Annotated in this window: 19 protein-coding genes; 10 read left to right on the forward strand and 9 right to left on the reverse strand. The window is 67.0% G+C overall.

The genetic code is table 11. From position 1 onward, the window contains the following. Positions 1-55: 55 nt before the first annotated feature. The 3 genes from BLW56_RS15555 to BLW56_RS15565 are packed head-to-tail and all read right to left on the reverse strand — an operon-like array spanning position 56 to position 2,899. Positions 56-1,447: an SPOR domain-containing protein gene (locus tag BLW56_RS15555; RefSeq protein WP_093511549.1), complete on the reverse strand. Its 1,392-nt coding sequence runs from the start codon at positions 1,445-1,447 to the stop codon at positions 56-58. Between the two features lie 19 nt (positions 1,448-1,466). Next, the gene (locus BLW56_RS15560; RefSeq protein ID WP_093511550.1) at positions 1,467-2,159 is read right to left on the reverse strand and encodes a hypothetical protein; all 693 of its coding nucleotides are present in this window, start codon (positions 2,157-2,159) and stop codon (positions 1,467-1,469) included. Positions 2,160-2,176: 17 nt separating this feature from the next. After that, positions 2,177-2,899 carry a ParA family protein gene (locus BLW56_RS15565; RefSeq protein WP_062179075.1) on the reverse strand — a complete coding sequence of 241 codons (723 nt, stop codon included), beginning with the start codon at positions 2,897-2,899 and terminating at the stop codon, positions 2,177-2,179. A gap of 257 nt (positions 2,900-3,156) precedes the next feature. Between BLW56_RS15565 and BLW56_RS15570 the strand changes: the two genes are divergently transcribed. Continuing rightward, the gene (locus tag BLW56_RS15570) at positions 3,157-4,410 is read left to right on the forward strand and encodes an SPOR domain-containing protein (protein ID WP_177175980.1); all 1,254 of its coding nucleotides are present in this window, start codon (positions 3,157-3,159) and stop codon (positions 4,408-4,410) included. Positions 4,411-4,422: 12 nt separating this feature from the next. Here BLW56_RS15570 and BLW56_RS15575 read toward each other — a convergent pair whose 3' ends face one another. Then, the gene (locus BLW56_RS15575) at positions 4,423-5,529 is read right to left on the reverse strand and encodes a TonB family protein (RefSeq protein WP_093511551.1); all 1,107 of its coding nucleotides are present in this window, start codon (positions 5,527-5,529) and stop codon (positions 4,423-4,425) included. Between the two features lie 79 nt (positions 5,530-5,608). Then, on the reverse strand, positions 5,609-6,526 hold the full coding sequence (gene bla / locus BLW56_RS15580; RefSeq protein WP_093511552.1) for a subclass B3 metallo-beta-lactamase: 918 nt from the start codon (positions 6,524-6,526) through the stop codon (positions 5,609-5,611). A 94-nt stretch (positions 6,527-6,620) separates the two neighbouring features. Between bla and BLW56_RS15585 the strand changes: the two genes are divergently transcribed. Continuing rightward, the gene (locus BLW56_RS15585) at positions 6,621-7,496 is read left to right on the forward strand and encodes a LysR family transcriptional regulator (RefSeq protein WP_093511553.1); all 876 of its coding nucleotides are present in this window, start codon (positions 6,621-6,623) and stop codon (positions 7,494-7,496) included. A gap of 81 nt (positions 7,497-7,577) precedes the next feature. Here BLW56_RS15585 and BLW56_RS15590 read toward each other — a convergent pair whose 3' ends face one another. From BLW56_RS15590 to serB, 4 genes are all read right to left on the reverse strand, one after another. Further along, the gene (locus tag BLW56_RS15590) at positions 7,578-7,838 is read right to left on the reverse strand and encodes a hypothetical protein (protein ID WP_143043477.1); all 261 of its coding nucleotides are present in this window, start codon (positions 7,836-7,838) and stop codon (positions 7,578-7,580) included. Beyond that, the gene (locus tag BLW56_RS15595) at positions 7,835-8,290 is read right to left on the reverse strand and encodes a hypothetical protein (protein ID WP_093511651.1); all 456 of its coding nucleotides are present in this window, start codon (positions 8,288-8,290) and stop codon (positions 7,835-7,837) included. The genes BLW56_RS15590 and BLW56_RS15595 overlap by 4 nt, the downstream gene beginning before the upstream one ends. A gap of 113 nt (positions 8,291-8,403) precedes the next feature. After that, positions 8,404-8,754: a DUF2200 domain-containing protein gene (locus tag BLW56_RS15600; RefSeq protein ID WP_093511555.1), complete on the reverse strand. Its 351-nt coding sequence runs from the start codon at positions 8,752-8,754 to the stop codon at positions 8,404-8,406. Positions 8,755-8,784: 30 nt separating this feature from the next. Next, the gene (gene serB / locus BLW56_RS15605; RefSeq protein WP_093511556.1) at positions 8,785-9,669 is read right to left on the reverse strand and encodes a phosphoserine phosphatase SerB; all 885 of its coding nucleotides are present in this window, start codon (positions 9,667-9,669) and stop codon (positions 8,785-8,787) included. Here serB and miaA point away from each other — a divergent pair. From miaA to BLW56_RS15645, 8 genes are all read left to right on the forward strand, one after another. Next, positions 9,668-10,642: a tRNA (adenosine(37)-N6)-dimethylallyltransferase MiaA gene (gene miaA, locus BLW56_RS15610; protein WP_093511557.1), complete on the forward strand. Its 975-nt coding sequence runs from the start codon at positions 9,668-9,670 to the stop codon at positions 10,640-10,642. The genes serB and miaA overlap by 2 nt on opposite strands. 75 nt (positions 10,643-10,717) lie before the next feature. Then, entirely contained in the window at positions 10,718-12,472 is a 1,755-nt protein-coding gene (locus tag BLW56_RS15615) for an acetolactate synthase 3 large subunit (protein WP_177175981.1), read from the forward strand. Between the two features lie 4 nt (positions 12,473-12,476). Then, positions 12,477-12,995: an acetolactate synthase small subunit gene (gene ilvN, locus BLW56_RS15620; RefSeq protein ID WP_093511559.1), complete on the forward strand. Its 519-nt coding sequence runs from the start codon at positions 12,477-12,479 to the stop codon at positions 12,993-12,995. 83 nt (positions 12,996-13,078) lie between these two features. Continuing rightward, on the forward strand, positions 13,079-14,098 hold the full coding sequence (gene ilvC, locus BLW56_RS15625) for a ketol-acid reductoisomerase (protein WP_093511560.1): 1,020 nt from the start codon (positions 13,079-13,081) through the stop codon (positions 14,096-14,098). A gap of 40 nt (positions 14,099-14,138) precedes the next feature. After that, positions 14,139-14,765, forward strand: coding sequence for a DUF6151 family protein (locus tag BLW56_RS15630; RefSeq protein WP_093511561.1), 627 nt, complete (start codon positions 14,139-14,141; stop codon positions 14,763-14,765). 13 nt (positions 14,766-14,778) lie between these two features. Then, complete coding sequence (locus tag BLW56_RS15635) at positions 14,779-15,915, forward strand: 8-amino-7-oxononanoate synthase (RefSeq protein ID WP_093511562.1); 1,137 nt, start codon at positions 14,779-14,781, stop codon at positions 15,913-15,915. After that, entirely contained in the window at positions 15,912-16,520 is a 609-nt protein-coding gene (gene bioD / locus BLW56_RS15640; protein ID WP_093511563.1) for a dethiobiotin synthase, read from the forward strand. Before BLW56_RS15635 ends, bioD begins: the two co-directional genes overlap by 4 nt. Positions 16,521-16,639: 119 nt before the next feature. Beyond that, positions 16,640-17,914: an adenosylmethionine--8-amino-7-oxononanoate transaminase gene (locus BLW56_RS15645; protein WP_093511564.1), complete on the forward strand. Its 1,275-nt coding sequence runs from the start codon at positions 16,640-16,642 to the stop codon at positions 17,912-17,914. Positions 17,915-18,019 lie beyond the last annotated feature (105 nt).

Genomic DNA, 18,019 nt, shown 5'->3' on the forward strand with positions numbered 1-18,019 from the left:
AGAGAGGCGCGGCCCTTCGGCCACGCCCCTCCCCCCTTATTCTCGAAAACTGCTTTTAGCGCGACGCGAGCCGCATCGGCCCCGCCTTCGACGCCCACTGGATCGCCTCGCCGCCGCCCATCGCGCGGACGAAGCAGGTTTGACCCTGCGCCTTCAGCTGGTTGCAAAGGCTCGTCGCATCGGCGCGCGTCGCAAGACCGTTCACCGTCAGGCGATAGAAATTGCGGCCATTCACCGTCGCGGCGTGGCTCGACGCCGGGAAATTCCCGAGCACGCCGTTGCGCTTCTTCAGCACGCCCCATTTTTCCTTGGCGATACCCAGGCTGTCATAGGCGCCGAGCTGGACCGCCCAGCCGGCCGGCTTCTTCGCATCGAAACCCATCGCCTTCGGGACCAGCACCGTCGCGAGTTCCATCGCCTGCTTCTGCGCCGGGCGGATACGCCCTTCGCCCGCCACGCGCGGCGCCGCGCGATACGGCGCGGCGTCGGCCATGATCACTTCGCTCGCCGGTTTCGGCTGCGGCAATTCGGTCACCGGCACGGCACCCTCGGCATTGCGCGCGGGCATCGGCAGTTCGACGCTGCGGATCGCGCTGCTCGCATCGGCGAGAACGGGCGGCGGCGGCGCATAGTCGGCCACCGGCGCCGGATCGGCGCTGGCGAGCTGCACGGCGGGTTCCGCCGCGGCCATTTGCGTGTCGCTGAAATTATTGAGCGCAAGGCGCACCGGCATCCCGGCATCTTCGCGCGCCGTTGTGCCCATCAGGCTCGCGACGCGAACCTGCGCATTCGGCTGTTCGGCCAGCTTCGACCATTCGGCCATCCGCCCTTCGAGCTTCGCGAGCGACAGATCCTGCGACGCGATCATGCGCGCCTGCGCCCAGCGGCCCGACAAGGCGAGCGCCAGTGCGAAATTCTGCCGCGTCCGTGCGTCGGCATCCTTGGCGCGCGAGGCTTCGTTGAGCACATAGAGCGACCCTTCGGCGTCACCGGCCAGCGCAAGCGCCAGCCCGAGATCCGAAGCCGGCACCGCGTCGCGATGCTGCGTCAGCAAGGCGATCGCCTGTTGATTCTTGTTCTGTGCGATCTGCGCCAGCGCCAGCGAGAGGATCGTGTTGCTGTCATTCGCGCCGAGTTCCATCGCCTCGGTCAACGCGGTCGTCGCCGACGCGAACCGGCCATTGCCCAGATAGGCCTGACCCAGCAGCGTGCGATAACCCGCATCGCGGGGGCTCGCCGCCACCGCGGCTTCGGCCAAGCTGACGGCCTTGCTCGGCTTGCCGGCTTCGAGCGCAACGCGCGCCTGATCGGCCGACTTGGCGGCCACGACGGGTTTGCCGGCGGCACGCGACGGCGCATCGGCCATCTTGCCCATGCCGCTGCACCCCGTGGCGACACCCAGGATAAAGCCCGAAAAGGCCAGATTCTTCAGCATCTTGCGGTTCATGACAGGTCCCCCAATGTCTTCAGCGCTGGCCGCGCACCGGGCGCGCGGCCGGCAGGCGGCTCGCCATCGCGTCGATTTCGGGCAGCGAGGCCAGATATTCGTCGAGCAGGTCGGTCAGGATCACCTGCGACGACCGGTTCGTTACCGCGCTTGCGAGGCGCAGGCGCAGATGGCGCTCGGCATCGAGGCGCAGCGTGAACGCCGCCTTTTCGCGGGCACGCAGCGCGCGGGGCGCCTTCTCCTTCTTCGGTGCTGGCGCCGGACGCGCTTCGACCTTGCGCGCCACTGCCGCGACGCGTTCGATCAGCGATTCCTGCTGGCGCACGACTTCCGGCACTTCGGGCATCTGCGGCTCGAACGGCTCGGCTTCGAAATCGTCGGCCATCCCGGCCAGTTGGCCGGTCAGGTCGCCGGTGAATTCGGGTGCCAGCGTATGGCCGGCGCTGTCGTCGACCGCATGTTCGGCCTCGACATTATGCGCCAGCACCGATCCGGTGAGCAGCGGCTTCAAATCGACGAGGCGCGCGGGTTCGGCCGACTGGTCGGGGTCGACATCATAGCCCATGTCGTTCCAGCCAAGGTCGTCATAGCCCATGCTGTTCAGTGGCGCGGGGCCGCTGCCGAGCGGCTGGCGGCGCATGGCGGGACGCGCTCCGCCCTTGCGGGCCAGCAGTCCGGCGCTCAGCGATGCGAGTGGTTTGGGTTCGCCCATGATTCCTGTGCTCCCCGTCACTGACCGGCGACGCGGCGGCCAAAGCCACCGCCCATCGGGCGAACCGCGCCATAATTGCCCTGTGTCGGGGCGGGCGCGGCAAATACGGTGCGACGGAAATTCTTCTCGAGGCGATCGTTCATATAAGTCCAGAGCTGGCGAATTTCTTCGGCCGAGCGGCCGTTGGGGTCGACTTCCATCACCGTGCGGCCGTCGATCATCGACGCGGCATAATCGGTGCGGTGGTGCAGCGTCACCGGCGCGACCGTGCCATGCTGCGACAGCGCAACCGCGGCTTCGCTGGTGATCTTCGCCTTGGGCGTCGCCGCGTTGACGACGAAAACCAGCGGTTTGCCGGCGCGTTCGCACAGGTCGACGGTGGCACCGACGGCGCGCAGGTCGTGCGGGCTGGGACGCGTCGGAACGACGATCAGTTCGGCGACCGAAATCACGCTCTGGATCGCCATGGTGATCGCCGGCGGCGTGTCGATGACCGCCAGCTTGAAGCCCTGCTGGCGCAGGATTTCAAGGTCGGATGCCAGCCGGGCGACCGTGGTCTGGGCGAACGCCGGAAGGTCGGTCTCACGCTCGTTCCACCAGTCGGCGAGCGAACCCTGCGGATCGATATCGATCAGGACGACGGGGCCAGCGCCCGCGAGCTGCGCCTGCACCGCCAGGTGCCCCGACAGCGTGGTCTTCCCCGACCCGCCCTTCTGTGAAGCCAATGCCAATACGCGCACTGCGTTACCCCCTCGGAAAATCCAAAATTCGGCGAAGGGATGCCATGCGGGGCGCTAAAATTGGGTTAACGATGATAAAAAGAGGGTGAACGACTTCCTCGCGAATATGGTAAACAGCACCCTAATGCGCTTCTGTCCCGAAACAGGGCAGATTCGGCGAGCCCGCTTTTGTCGCTAACACCGTGTTAGCCTATTGGCGCTATAAGGCGCTCGGGGACTGCAGCCGCCCGATGCGGCGCAAGTCATTGGAGAATAAGATGCGTTCATTCCGCACCGCCATTTCGCTGGCCTTGCCGCTGATCGCGGCGTCGATGTTGGCGACTGCGGCTCGTGCCGACGTCAAGGATGGCGTCGATGCCTGGCAGGCGGGCAATTATCAGGCGGCCGTCACCGAATGGCGTCCGCTCGCGCTCGCCGGCGATGCCGATGCGCAATTCAACCTCGGTCAGGCGTATAAGCTCGGCCGCGGCGTTCCCGCCGATCTCGTGCAGGCGGAGGCCTGGTATCGGCGCGCCGCGAAACAGGGGCATTTGCAGGCGGAGGACAATCTCGGCCTCGTGCTCTTCACCGCGAACCGCCGGACAGAGGCGATGCCCTTCATCACGGCGTCCGCCGCGCGCGGCGAACCGCGCGCGCAATATGTTCTCGGCACCGCGCACTTCAACGGCGACCTTGCCAAGCAGGACTGGCCGCGCGCCTATGCGCTCACCAAGCGCGCCAGCGACGCCGGGCTCGACATCGCATCGGCGCGCCTTGCCCAGCTCGACAGCCTGATCCCGCTCGACCAGCGCCAGCGCGGCCTCGCGATGCTCCCCGAAATCGAGCGCGGTGAACAGCAGGCGCGCCTCGCCGCGGTGAACGCCGCCGCACCGCCCGCTCCCACGCCCGTGCCCGCGGCCTCGCCGGTGAAGGTCGCCAGCCTGCCGGCCTCGACCCCCGGCACCAGCTACACGCCGCCGCCGGTGATCGACACGCCGCCAGCCACCGTCGCCAGGCCCGCTCCTGAACCGATCCGCAGCGTTACGGTGCCCGCGTCGCCCGCCGCAAGCGCCGCCGCGGCCGCCGCGGCCGAAGCGACCGCCGATGCCGTCGCCGCCGCGGGCCGGCCGGGCACGACCTATGCCGCACCGCCCGCAAGCGGCACGCTCCCGCCCAAGGCCGAACCGGTCAAGCCCGCACCGAACCCCGCCGAGCCCAAAGCCGCGCCGGTAAAGGCCGCGCCCGTCGCGACCGCGACCGCGGCCGCTCCGGCGCCCGCGCGCGTCCACAGCGGCACCGCGAGCCCCTGGCGCGCACAACTCGGCGCCTTCGGGGTCGAGGCGAACGCCCGCAATCTCTGGGCTTCGCTCGAAAAGAAGGATCCGGCCTTCGCCGGCCGCACGCCCTTCCTCGTCAAGAGCGGCAAACTGACCCGCCTCCTCGCCGGCGGCTTCGCAAGCAAGGGCGAAGCCGACAGCTTCTGCGCCACGACGCGCAAGAGCGGTCAGGCCTGTCTGGTGGTCGATAAATAGGGACGGGCCGGCTCAGTCGGTAGCCGGTGGCTCGTCCTCCTCGGCGGCCGAGTCATCGACAGGCATCACGAACTTCACCGTTTCGACGCATCCCGACGCGCCCTGCGTCGAGGGGGCGACGCGGCCGCGGCGGACGATGATCGTCGCCTGCTCGCCGAAATCGGCCGCTGGCTGCGCTTCCAGAACCCGCACATTGCCGACCTCGCCCCACGGCGCGGTGTCGAAAGCGACGATCGCCCATCCCTCGATCGCGCGCTTGCGATACGCGGGCGGATAATAAGTGGCGGGACGTGTCGCCCATTCGATCCGGGCGGGACAGACCGCATTCGCCGGGCGCATCTGTTCTTCGGCCGGTGGCTCAGGCGCGGCGAGTTTGCCCGCCGATCGCCAATAGGGATAAAGGCATCCCGTCCGCGCGCCGCCGGTAAAGCGCGACACGCGGATCGCCTCGACCGCCGCCGCGTCCAGCTCGTCATTCCCCGTCCCCTCGGCGATCCGGACATTGATCGGGCGTCCGCTGGCGTCGGTGTCATAGCCGACCAACGACCAGTCGCGCGCGCCCGGCGTCGCCTTCAGCTTCAGGAATTCGGGATGCCCGCTCAGCAGGGCGGTCGGGCGCGGCTTGTCGCGGCAATTGCCGACGGCGCCGATACGGTCCCATCCTTCTTGCGGCAGCCTCCGACCCGCCGGGTTGATCGAATAGGCGATCACATCGACGATAGGGGCGGCCGACAGCCGGTCGAATTTCGGCGCATATTCGATCCGGCAATTTTCGCGCTTCGTGCCGGCGGCAAAGCGGCTCGCCGCCAGCGACGGACCTATGTCCTGACCAACCGTCGAAAACTCGCGCGCATCGCGGGCGATCGAATGCGTCCGACCCGCCGCGTCGATCGCGAAGCGATAGGATATGGCTTTGACCTGTTGCGGATCGATAAATGTGATTTCGACCGCCGGACGAAGCGCCGCTTCCGTTATCGCCTCCCCGTCGCAGCGCACCGTCCCGGGGGTCCACGACACCATCCGTTGCGGCGACGCGCGCTGATCGGTGAGGGCAGGCGCTGCCGGCGGCGGCACGTTCAAAACCGACAGGACGGAAAAGAGCAAAGCCATATGCGTCATCGTCTAGCCCCCGCAATATCGCCGCTAGACTAGCGCGATTGCGGGGGCTTACAAGGTTGAAAAGCAACGGGTTTGAAAGCTACTTCACACCCGCTTTCTCGTCGGCCAGCCGTTTCGCGAGCAATGTGCGCGAGCGGTCGGCATAGGCGCGGCACGCGCCGGGCTTGTCATTATATCGCCCCGGCCCCGCATTGTCGGGATGCGCCGATATCAATATGTCGCACGCCGTCGCATCCATCTTGCCATAACTCGCCTCGAACCCCGCGACGATCGGCGCACCCGCTTTCGACGTAAAGCGATAGCCGTCGGCCGACACGGGGTTCAGGCTCGATGCAAAAACGATCGTCTTGCAGACCGCGCCCTCGCACGCCTGCCAGCGCCAGCTCATGCTCCCCATCGTGTGCCCCGGCGTCGCGAGCGCCGCGATCGATGTCGAGCCCAGCTTCAGCACCTCGCCATCGCCGATCACGCGCAGCCGCGTCACCGCCGGCCAGCTTCCGCCATAGGCAAGCTGCGGGTCGTCCCCGGCATGCTTTCCCGCGCGCAGCCCTTCGGCGCCGCGCGCGCTCGCCACCACCGTCGCGCCGGTGTCGCGCGCCAGCGCGGCCAAGCCGCCGGCATGGTCGAAATGCGGCTCGGTGCTCAGAATAAATTTGATGTCTTTGGGGTCGAAACCGAGGCTGCGGACATTGGCGAGGATCGCGGGCGCCGCCTGCGGCAGCGCGCCGTCGATCAGCACCAGCCCCTCGCCCGTGTCGATCAACGCGACGCTCAGCCCGCCGAAACCGACCAGATAGCTCTTCCCGAAAATCTTCTCGGGCTTGGCGGGCGCCAGCCATTCGGCCGCGCGCGAAGCCGCGATCGGCCGCGTCAGCGGATCGTCGCCGCCCGGCGCCACCCCGCCTGCCGCCATCTCGGCATCCGCCTCCTGAACAAGCGGCAACGGCACATGACTCACCCCGGCAAGCCAGGCGGCAATCGTCATCATGGCAATCATCTTCGTCTCCCTTCGCCCCCGGAATGCCAATCGCTGCGCGCCCCGACAAAGCATCATTTCTCGACAAAGCCATGAGAATAATTGATGACGGACCATGGACCGCGCCCAGCTCCCCCTGAACGCCCTCCGCGCCTTCGAAGCGGCGGCACGTCATCTCAACTTCACCCGCGCCGCGATCGAACTGCACGTCAGCCAGGGCGCCGTCAGCCATCAGGTCGCGCAGCTCGAACGCCGCCTCGGCACGCGCCTCTTCCACCGCCTGCCGCGCGGCCTGTCGCTCACCGACGAGGGGCACGCGCTCGTTCCCGTCGTCGCCGACGCCTTCGACCGCGTCGCCGCGACGCTCGACCAATATTCGGGCGGCCGCTTCCGCGAGGCGCTCAAGGTCGGCGTCGTCGGCACCTTCGCGACCGGCTGGCTGCTGCCGCGTCTCGATGCCTTCGCACGCCTCCATCCCACGATCGACCTGCGCATCTCGACCAACAACAACCGCGTCGACCTTGCGGGCGAGGCGCTCGACTATGCGATCCGTTTCGGCGACGGCGCCTGGCACGGCACCCATGCCGAACCCCTGCTCGCCGCCCCGCTGGCGCCGCTCTGCGCCCCCGCCGTCGCCGCGCGCCTCAACGGCCCCGCCGATCTGGTTCACGAACGCCTGCTTCGATCGTACCGCGCCGACGAATGGGCGCTGTGGTTCGCCGCCGCAGGCGTGCCCGTTCCGGTGCTCCGCGGCCCCGTCTTCGACAGCTCGGCATTGATGGCGACCGCCGCCGCCGCGGGTCAGGGTATCGCGCTCGCACCGCCCGCGATGTTCACCCGAGAGCTCGCGGCCGAACTGCTCGTCCAGCCTTTCGACGCCACGATCGACGCCGGCCGCTACTGGCTCACCCGCCTGATGTCGCGCCCCGAAAGCGACGCGATGCAGAGATTCCAGCTCTGGCTGGCGGAAGAAATCTCGGGCGGCGCATGAGCATTGTTAACACTGGAAACATTTCCGGAGCAAACCACCGCCCCATGTTAACATTGTTAATATAGAACCACAAAGCCCGGCTCACCCCCGCCTTCCCCGCCGCGCCCGGATTGCCAGCACAAGGTCGCGGTGCCGGCTTCGCTCGATGCGCCATATCCGCGCGACGCGGTCGCCCTGTACGGCCAGCAGGCTGCCCGCGAGCGCCAGCGGCATGCCGATCAGCACCGTCGTCACCTGTTCGACCGCGCGCGGGAAAAACAGATATCCGGCGAGCGGTACGGCATAGCCCGCCGCCATCGCAGCGATCCCGGCGACACGCCAGCGGCGCTCGTCGGCACTCATGCCGCCATCCGCGGCGCGCGCCATCCGATCACGATCTGCGCCGCACGTTCGGCGGCGCGGGCGACCTCGGGCCGCTGCCCCGCGCCGCCCAGCCACAGCAGGATATCCGCCGGAAACGCCGCTTCCTCGGCCAGTCCCGCCGCCAGTTCGCATGGTTCGAACAGCAGGCCGATCGCGGGATCGCGCACCGCCGCCGCCGCATTGTTCGCGCGCCGCAGACACAATGGATCGATCCCGATACCGCGCGCCTCGATCGCGGTGAAGCCGATGGCGCGTGCATGAAGCGCCGCCCCGATCAGCAGCATCCCGTCGCCGCATTCGGCATCGACGATACGGACCGCGCGGCGGCGGGCGGCGCGAAGATGGGCCAGTGCCGCGGCGACGGCGGGCCAGCGCGCGTCGGCCGGACGCCGCGCCGACAGGGTCAATGGATTGGGGAGAATATCGATCATCATGATCGGCATGATTAAGGCCGGGGCGCGTAGAAATTCGAGAGCGATTGCCGCCCGGCCGCATTGAGATTTCATAATGATCCGGGGTCGCGGGACCGGCAGTTCGCAACCGCTCAGCCGCGCAGGATCTTCTCCATCGCCTTCCCCTTGGCGAGTTCGTCGATCAGCTTGTCGAGAATGCGGATTTCCTTCATCAGCGGCTCCTCGATCGTCTCGACCCGGATGCCGCAGATTACGCCCGTGACCAGTTCCCGCGCGGGATTGAGCCGGGGCGCCTTTTCAAAGAAATCCTCGAAATTCGTTTCCTTCGCCAGCTCGGCCTCAAGCTGTTTCTGATCATAGCCTGTCAGCCAGCAGAAAATCTCGTCGACCTCGACCTTCGTCCGCCCCTTCTTCTCGGCCTTGGCGATATAATGCGGATACACGCTCGCGACGCTGATCGAATAGATGCGGTGTTTCGTCATCCGCCAACTCCTACGGCGTCGGGGTGCGCCCTATCCCATCACCCACTGCCGCCGCGAGTAACCCTGCGCCCACAGCAGCGCGGTCAGATCGTGATGCCGGATCACCGCCGCCGCCGCTTCGCCCGCCGCCGGGTGCGGATAATATCCAATCCCCAGCCCCGCGCTCGTAATCATCGGAATGTCGTTCGCACCGTCGCCGACCGCCAGCGTCTCGGCGAGCGGCAGCCCATGCCTAGCCGCCTCGGCCTTCAGCGTTTCCAGCTTCGTCGCGCTATCGACGATCGGCTCGCGCACCTTGCCGGTCAGCTTGCCGCCGGCAATCTCCAACTCGTTCGCGATCACCTTGTCGAACCCGATCGCTTCGCCGACCGGCCCGGCAAAGGCAGTAAAGCCGCCCGAAATCAGGATCGAATGCGCGCCATGCGCCTTCATCGTCTGCACCAAAGTGCGCGCACCGCGCGTCAGCCGCACGCGCTCCATCCGGCAATCGACCAGCGTTGATTCGGGCATTCCGGCCAGCAGCCCGACGCGCTCCTCCAGCGCGGCGCGAAAATCGAGTTCGCCCTTCATCGCGCGCTCGGTGATCGCCGCGATCTGCGGCTTCAGCCCGGCATAATCCGCGAGTTCGTCGATGCACTCGACGGTGATCATCGTCGAATCCATGTCGGCAATGATCAGCTTTTTCGTTCGGTCGCCCAGCGGCTGGACGACGATATCCAGCGCGCCATGGTCCATCAGCGCCAATTCCTTGCGCGCGCTGACCAGGCTGCCCTGGAATACGATATCGGCGGCGTCATGCTCGTCGAGCCAGTGCGGGGCGCCGACATCGTGCCCCGTCGCGGCGAGCCGGTCGATCCCTTCGCGAACCACCTCGTCGGTCAGCTTTCCTGCTGCTATCAGCGTCGCGACGAACATGGCATCTCCTTCTTTCTCGACCGCCGGTGCGCGGCTGCCCGTGGCACTTATCGCCGGACCCACCGCCAGCGGCAAGAGCGCTTTGGCGGTCGCACTCGCAAAATCTCTTTGCGAGGCGGGGCGTGATGCGATCGTCGTCAACGCCGACGCGAGTCAGGTCTATGCCGACCTCAAGATCCTCTCGGCGCGCCCGACCGACGAAGAGATGGAGGGCATATCGCACCGCCTCTTCGGCCACATCGACGCCGCCGACCCGCATAATGCCGTGCGATGGGCGGACGAGGCGCGCGGCGTGATCGCCGAGGCGCACGCCGCGGGGCGAATTCCCGTCCTCGTCGGCGGCACCGGCCTCCACATGCGCACGCTATTGAATGGCATCGCCCCCGTTCCCGAAATCGACCCCGATATCCGCGAGGCCGTCCGCGCGCTGCCCGTTGCCGACGCGCACGCCGCCTTGGCCGATGCCGACCCCGCGGCCGCCGCGCGCCTGAACGCGGCCGACACCACCCGCATCGCGCGCGCGCTCGAGGTCGTGCGCTCGACCGGCCGCACCCTCGCCGACTGGCAACGGGCGATCGCGGGCGGGATCGCGGACCAGATCGCCCTCGCCCCGCTGATCCTTTTGCCCCCGCGCGACTGGCTGCGCGAACGGTGCGATTTGCGGCTTGTCCAGATGTTCGACCGCGGCGCCGTCAAGGAGGCCGAGGTCCTGCTCGCGCGCGGCCTCGACCCCGACCTGCCCGCGATGCGCGCGATCGGCGTGCCCCAGATTGCCGGCCATCTCGCGGGCGAGGTCACCCGCGACGAGGCGCTCGACCAGACGCAGGCCGCGACGCGCCAATATGCAAAGCGCCAATATACGTGGTTCCGCAACCAGCCGCCCGCCGACTGGATGCGACACGCGGAATCATTAAACATCGATTCAATCAATGAATTAGCAATAATATTACGTGCTAAGCTGTTGACAGGATAGAATCATACACCTATTGCCCGCAGCCTGTTGCAGCGCACAAGCGCTGCCTTTTTTATTGCTGAAAGGAGTTTCGTCGTGACGGAAATGAGTGGTGCCGACATGGTGGTTCAGGCGCTGGTCGACCTCGGGGTCGATACGGTGTTCGGCTATCCGGGCGGCGCGGTCCTTCCCATCTATGACGCGCTCTACAAGCACCCGACGATCAAGCACATCCTCGTCCGCCACGAACAGGCGGCGACCCATGCGGCAGAGGGCTATGCGCGCTCGACCGGCAAGCCCGGCGTCGTGCTCGTCACCTCGGGGCCCGGCGCGACCAACGCGGTCACCGGCATCACCGATGCGCTGCTCGATTCCATTCCGATGGTCGTGCTCACGGGTCAGGTGTCGACCGCGCTGATCGGCACCGACGCGTTCCAAGAATGCGACACCGTCGGCATCACGCGCCATTGCACCAAGCATAATTATCTCGTGATGGATCCCGACCGCCTCGGCCCGATCCTGCACGAGGCCTTCCATATCGCAACCCACGGCCGCCCCGGCCCGGTGGTGATCGATATCCCGAAGAATGTGCAGGTCGCGACGGGCGACTATGTCGTGCCCGAAAAGATCCTGCACAACAGCTACCGCCCGCAGGTCGAACCCGACACCAATGCCATCGCGGCGGCGGTCGAGATGATCGCCGCGGCCGAGCGCCCCGTCTTCTACACCGGCGGCGGCGTGATCAACGCCGGTCCCGATGCCAGTGCGGCATTGCGCCAGCTCGTCGAACTGACCGGTGCGCCAGTCACCTCGACGCTGATGGGTCTTGGCGCCTTCCCGTCGGACGACGACAAATGGCTCGGCATGCTCGGCATGCACGGCACCTATGAATCGAACATGGCGATGAACCGTGCCGACCTGATCATCGCGGTCGGCGCGCGCTTCGACGACCGTGTCACCGGCCGCCTCGACGCCTTTTCGCCCGATTCAAAGAAGATCCACATCGATATCGACCGCAGCTCGATCAACAAGATCGTGCCGGTTGATCTCGCGATCGTCGGCGATGCCGGCCGCGCGCTCGATGCGCTCGTCGCGGGCTGGCAGGCCAAGGGCCACAAGGCACGCGACCTTGGCGAATGGTGGCGCCGCATCGACGGCTGGCGCGCGACGCGCTGCCTCGACTTCCCTGAAAAGAAGGAAGCCGACGCCGAAATCATGCCGCAGCGCGCGGTCAGGGCGCTGTTCGACGCGACGCGCGGCCGCGATCCGATCATCACGACCGAGGTCGGCCAGCACCAGATGTGGGCGGCGCAGCATTTCGGTTTTGCCGAGCCCAATCGCTGGCTGACCAGCGGCGGCCTCGGCACGATGGGCTACGGCTTCCCCGCCGCGGTCGGCGCGCAGATCGCCAACCCCGACCGCCTCGTCATCTGCATCGCGGGCGAAGCCAGCCTGCAGATGAACATTCAGGAAATGGGCACGGTCGCGCAATATCGCCTGCCGGTGAAGATCTTCATCCTCAACAATGAATGGATGGGCATGGTCCGCCAATGGCAGGAACTGACCTATGAAAGCCGCTATTCGAACAGCTATTCGGACAGCCTGCCCGATTTCGTGAAGCTCGCGGAAGCCTATGGGTGGACGGGCATGCGCATCGACACGCTCGGCGAGCTCGAAGCGGGCATCCAGACGATGATCGACACGCCGGGTCCGGTGATCGTCGATTGCCGCGTCGCGAAACTCGCCAATTGCTTCCCGATGATCCCCTCGGGCGCCGCGCACACCGAAATGCTCCTCCAGCCGAGCGACGTGACCGGCACGATGGACGACGAAGCCAAGGCACTGGTGTAACATTATGAAAATCAAGACCGAAGCCGGCGAGCGCCATGTGCTCGCCATCACCGTCGATAACGAAGCCGGGGTGCTCGCCAAGATAACCGGGCTGTTCACCGCGCGCGGCTATAATATCGAAAGCCTGACCGTGGCCGACATCAGTTCGGATCATGCGCTGTCGCGCATCACCATCGTCACCAATGGCCCGCCGCCGATCATCGACCAGATCATCGCGCAGCTCGACCGGCTCGTTCCCGTGCACCGCGTCGTCGATCTCAACGATGCAGGCGAAGCGCATGTCGAACGCGAAATCGCGCTCGTGAAGGTCGCGGGCACCGGCGACAAGCGGATCGAGGCGCTGCGCATGGCCGACGTCTTCCGCGCCAAGGTGGTCGACACGACGCTCACCAGCTTCATCTTCGAAATCACCGGGAACAGCGACAAGGTCGACCGCTTCATCGCGTTGATGCGCGAATGCGGGCTGGTCGAGGTCGGCCGCACCGGCGTCGTCGCCATCGCCCGCGGGTCGGAGGCGCTGTAAACACCGTTAACATCGGGCTTCGGCCCACTCTCCCACATCAATTCACCCCCGCGCGGGGCCACAGGACTAGAAGGGGTTTTCCAATGCAGGTTTATTACGATCGCGACGCCGACCAGGATCTGATCAAGGGCAAGAAGGTCGCCGTCCTCGGTTATGGCAGCCAGGGTCATGCGCATGCGCAGAACCTCCGCGACAGCGGCGTGCGCGAAGTCGCGATCGCGCTGCGTCCCGGTTCGGCTACCGCGAAAAAGGCTGAAGGCGCGGGCTTCAAGGTGCTTTCGAACAAGGAAGCCGCCGAATGGGCCGACGTCATCATGATCGCCGCCCCCGACGAGCATCAGGCGAAAATCTACGCCGATGACCTCGCCGACAATATGAAGCCCGGCGCCGCGCTCGCCTTCGCGCACGGCCTCAACGTCCATTTCGGCCTCATCGAACCGCGCGCGGACATCGACGTCTTCATGATCGCGCCCAAGGGCCCCGGCCACACGGTGCGCAGCGAATATCAGCGCGGCGGCGGCGTCCCCTGCCTGATCGCGATCGATCAGGACACGACCGGCAATGCCAAGGCGCTCGCCCTCTCCTACGCCTCGGCGGTCGGCGGCGGCCGCAGCGGCATCATCGAAACCACCTTCAAGGAAGAGTGCGAAACCGACCTCTTCGGCGAACAGGTGGTGCTCTGCGGCGGCGTCACCCACCTTATCCAGGCGGGTTTCGAAACGCTGGTCGAGGCGGGTTACGCCCCCGAAATGGCCTATTTCGAGTGCCTCCACGAAACCAAGCTGATCGTCGACCTCCTCTATGAAGGCGGTATCGCGAACATGCGCTACTCGATCTCGAACACCGCCGAATATGGCGACATCAAGACGGGCCCGCGCATCATCACCGAAGAAACCAAGGCCGAAATGAAGCGCGTCCTCGCCGACATCACGTCGGGCCGCTTCGTGAAGGACTTCGTGCTCGACAATCAGGCCGGCCAGCCCGAGCTGAAGGCCAGCCGCAAGGCCGCCGCCGCGCACCCGATCGAAAAGACCGGCGCCGAACTGCGCGCGATGATGCCGTGGATCGCGAAGAACAAGCTGGTCGACAAGAACGTCAACTGACGGCCTTTCGCAATCGCGGGCGAGGAGCTAGGGCCGGGTCATGGCATCCGACCTCTCCTTCGCCTGCGATTGCGGGACCGTGACCGGGACGATGCTTAGCGTCGGCCCCGATCAGGGCGACCATGTCGTCTGCCACTGCACCGATTGCCAGAACCTCACCCGCCATCTCGGCCACGCCGAACGGATACTCGACGCACACGGCGGCACCGCGCTCTATCAGACCCGCTGCGCCCGCGTGCGGATCGGCACCGGCCGCGACCGGCTCGCCTGCGTCCATCTGACCGACAAGCCGACATTGCGCTGGTACGCCGAATGCTGCCGGACGCCGCTGTTCAACAGCTATGCGAATGGCAAAGTCCCCTACATCACGATCCAGCTCGCCGCCTGCGATCCGGCGACGCGCGACCGGCTCGTCGGCCCGCCGCGCGGCCATCTCTTCACCGCCGACGGCATCGGCGACACCCGCGATCTTCGCAAAATGAGCATGGGCACCTTGATGCGGCGATTTTTCCCGCGGATGATCAAGGACATCGTATCGGGCGACCGGCGCCGATCGCCGCTCTTCGACACAAAGACCCTCGAACCGATCGCAGAGCCACACCGCCTGACCGCCGAAGAACGGCAGGCGCTGAAGCAGGGGCAGCCAAGCGCCGCCTCGCCACCCTAGCCCGAAAGACATCATGGCGACCTCTCCCTTCACCGCCCATCGCTCCAATCTCGAGGCGCTCGCGCGCGACGGCCGCCGCCGCACCCTCGCGCCGCGCGCGGGGCGCGACTTCGCCTCGAACGACTATCTCGGCCTCGCCGACAGCGAAGCGCTCCGCACCGCGCTCGCCACGGGCATCGAGCGCGGCCTCCCCGCCGGCTCGGGCGGCTCGCGCCTGCTCCGCGGCAACCATGGCGAGCATGAAGCGCTCGAAGCGTACGCCGCGCGCCACTATGGCAGCGAGGCGGCGCTCTTTTTCGCGACCGGCTTCGCCGCGAACGCCGCGCTTTTCGCGACGCTTCCGCAGCGCGGCGACCTCGTCGTCCATGACGAGTTGATCCACGCAAGCGCGCACGACGGGATGAAGCTCGGCCGCGCCGGCCATGTCGCCGCCGCACACAATGACGCGCAGGCCTTCGCCGACATCATCGCGCGCTGGCGCGCCGGGGGCGGTGCGGGCACCCCATGGATCGCGGTCGAGAGCCTCTACAGCATGGACGGCGACCGCGCCCCGCTCGCCGATCTCGCCGCCGTCGCCGACCGTTACGACGCGGTGCTCGTCGTCGATGAAGCCCATGCGACCGGCGTATTCGGCGCCGGCGGCGCCGGCCTCGCGCACAGCCTGCCGCGCCGCGACAACCTCGTCATCCTCCACACCTGCGGCAAGGCGCTCGGTGCCGAGGGGGCGCTGCTCTGCGCCCCTGCGATCGCCACCGACTTCCTCGTCAACCGCGGCCGTCCGTTCATCTTCTCGACCGCGCCGTCGCCCTTGATGGCGTGGCTCGTCCGTCAGGCGATCGAGATCGTCGCGAACGAGCCCGAACGACAGGCGCGCCTCCACGCCCTCGTCCGCCACGCCGCCGAACGTCTCGTGCCGCTCGGCATCCCCGCCAGCGGCACGCAGATCCTCCCCGTCATCATCGGCGACAACGACCGCACGATGCGCATCGCGGGCAGCCTCCGCGAAGCCGGCTTCGACATCCGCGGCATCCGGCCGCCGACGGTGGCGCAGGGAACCGCGCGCCTGCGCATCGCGATCACGCTCAATGTTGATGAAGTTAACATTGACGACATGGCCGACGCGCTGGCCTCCGCGATGGCCGCGACATGACCCGCTTCGTCGTCACCGGCACCGACACTGGCATCGGGAAAACCATCTTTTCCGCCGCTTTGGCGCAAGCGGCCAGTACCCCCTACTGGAAACCGATCCAGTCGGGCCTCGAAGACGAGACCGACAGCGAGGTCGTCGCGCGCCTCGCCTCGGTGCCGATCCGGCCCGAGGCGTACCGCCTCGTCACCCCCGCCTCGCCGCATCTCGCCGCCGAAATTGACGATGTTAACATTGACGTCGAAACGCTCGTGCCGCCGCCCGGCGACCTTATCGTCGAAGGCGCCGGCGGCGCGCTCGTCCCCGTCACCCGCACCACCCTCTACGCCGATCTTTTCGCGAAATGGCAGGTGCCGGTGATCGTCTGCGCGCGCACCGCGCTCGGTACGATCAACCACAGCCTGCTCACGATCGAGGCGCTCAAAGCGCGCGGCGTCCCGATCCACGGCCTCGCCTTTCTCGGCGATGCGGTGGAGGACAGCGAAGCGATCATCGCCGACATTTCGGGCGTCCGCCGCCTCGGCCGCCTGCCGGTCATCGATCCGCTGACGCCCGAAACGCTGGCTGCTGCGTTCAACGCGAACTTCGCCCGCGCCGATTTCCTCTAAATCTTCGTCATTCCCGCGAACGCGGGAACCCAGCGCGATAAATATCCACCCGCAGGGTGGCATTCGGCCGGCAACGGTGCCACTGGGTTCCCGCTTTCGCGGGAATGACGAGGTAAAAGATGACGCAAACCCCCACCTCCCCCGTCTGGCACCCCTTCACCCAGCACGGCCTCGGCGATCCCATCCCGCTGATAAGCCACGCCAAAGGCGCCAAACTCTACGCCGCCGACGGGCAAAGCTGGATCGACGCGATCTCGAGCTGGTGGGTCACCACCCACGGCCACGCGCACCCGCGCATCATGGCCGCGATCCGCGCCCAGACCGAAAAGCTCGACCAGCTCATCTTCGCCGGCTGGACGCACGAACCCGCCGAGACGCTCGCCGCCGAACTGGTCCGCATCACCCCCGATCCGCTCACCCGCGTCTTCTTCTCGGACTCGGGCTCGACCAGCGTCGAGGTCGCGCTCAAGATGGCGCTCGGCTACTGGTTCAACATCGGCGAGCCGCGCAGCCGCATCCTCGTCCTCGAACATAGCTATCATGGCGACACGATCGGCACGATGTCGGTCGGCGAGCGCGGCGTCTACAACCGCGCCTGGCAGCCGTTGCTCTTCGACGTCGGCACCATCCCCTTCCCCCACGAAGGCATGGAGCAAGCCACGCTCGACGCGCTAGAAGCCGCCTGCAGAGGCCAGGAAGCGGGCAGCGCGCCCGCCGCCTTCATTGTCGAGCCGCTGATCCTCGGCGCCGGCGGGATGCTCATCTACCCCGCATGGGTGCTCGCCGAGATGCGCGCGATCTGCGCGCGCCATGGCGTCCTCTTCATCGCCGACGAGGTGATGACCGGCTGGGGCCGCACCGGCACGCGCTTCGCCTGCGATCAGGCGGGCATCATCCCCGATATCGTCTGCCTGTCGAAGGGCCTCACCGGCGGCGCGATGCCGCTCGCGGTGACGCTCTGCATCGAACCGATCTTCGAAGCCCATTTCTCGACCGACCGCAGCAAAACCTTCTATCATTCGAGCAGCTATACCGCGAACCCGATCGCCTGCGCCGCCGCCAACGCCAATCTCGAAATCTGGCGCGACGAGCCCGTCCAGCAGCGCATCGACACCCTCGCCGACGCACAGGCGGCGCATCTTTCGCTGCTCAGCCACGACCCGCGCGCCCAAAACCCCCGCCGCCTCGGCACCATCGCGGCGCTCGACATCGTCGTGCCGGACTCGGGCTATCTCTCGAACCTCGCCCCGCGCCTGATCGCCTTCTATCGCGACCAAGGCGTCCTCCTCCGCCCGCTCGGCAACACGCTCTATGTCATGCCACCCTATTGCATCACCGCCGACGAGCTGGCGCAGGTGTGGGACGCGATAAAAGCGTCGCTTGGCGCCGTATAAGGCAACGACCGGAAACGACCGCTAGCGGTCATTGCCCAACGGCTCGGCCTCGAATGTCGCTCCAATATTCGTCGTGAACGTCGGGGTCGATTTCCACCGGCATAG

This window comes from Sphingopyxis sp. YR583, assembly GCF_900108295.1.
Taxonomy (GTDB): Bacteria; Pseudomonadota; Alphaproteobacteria; order Sphingomonadales; family Sphingomonadaceae; genus Sphingopyxis.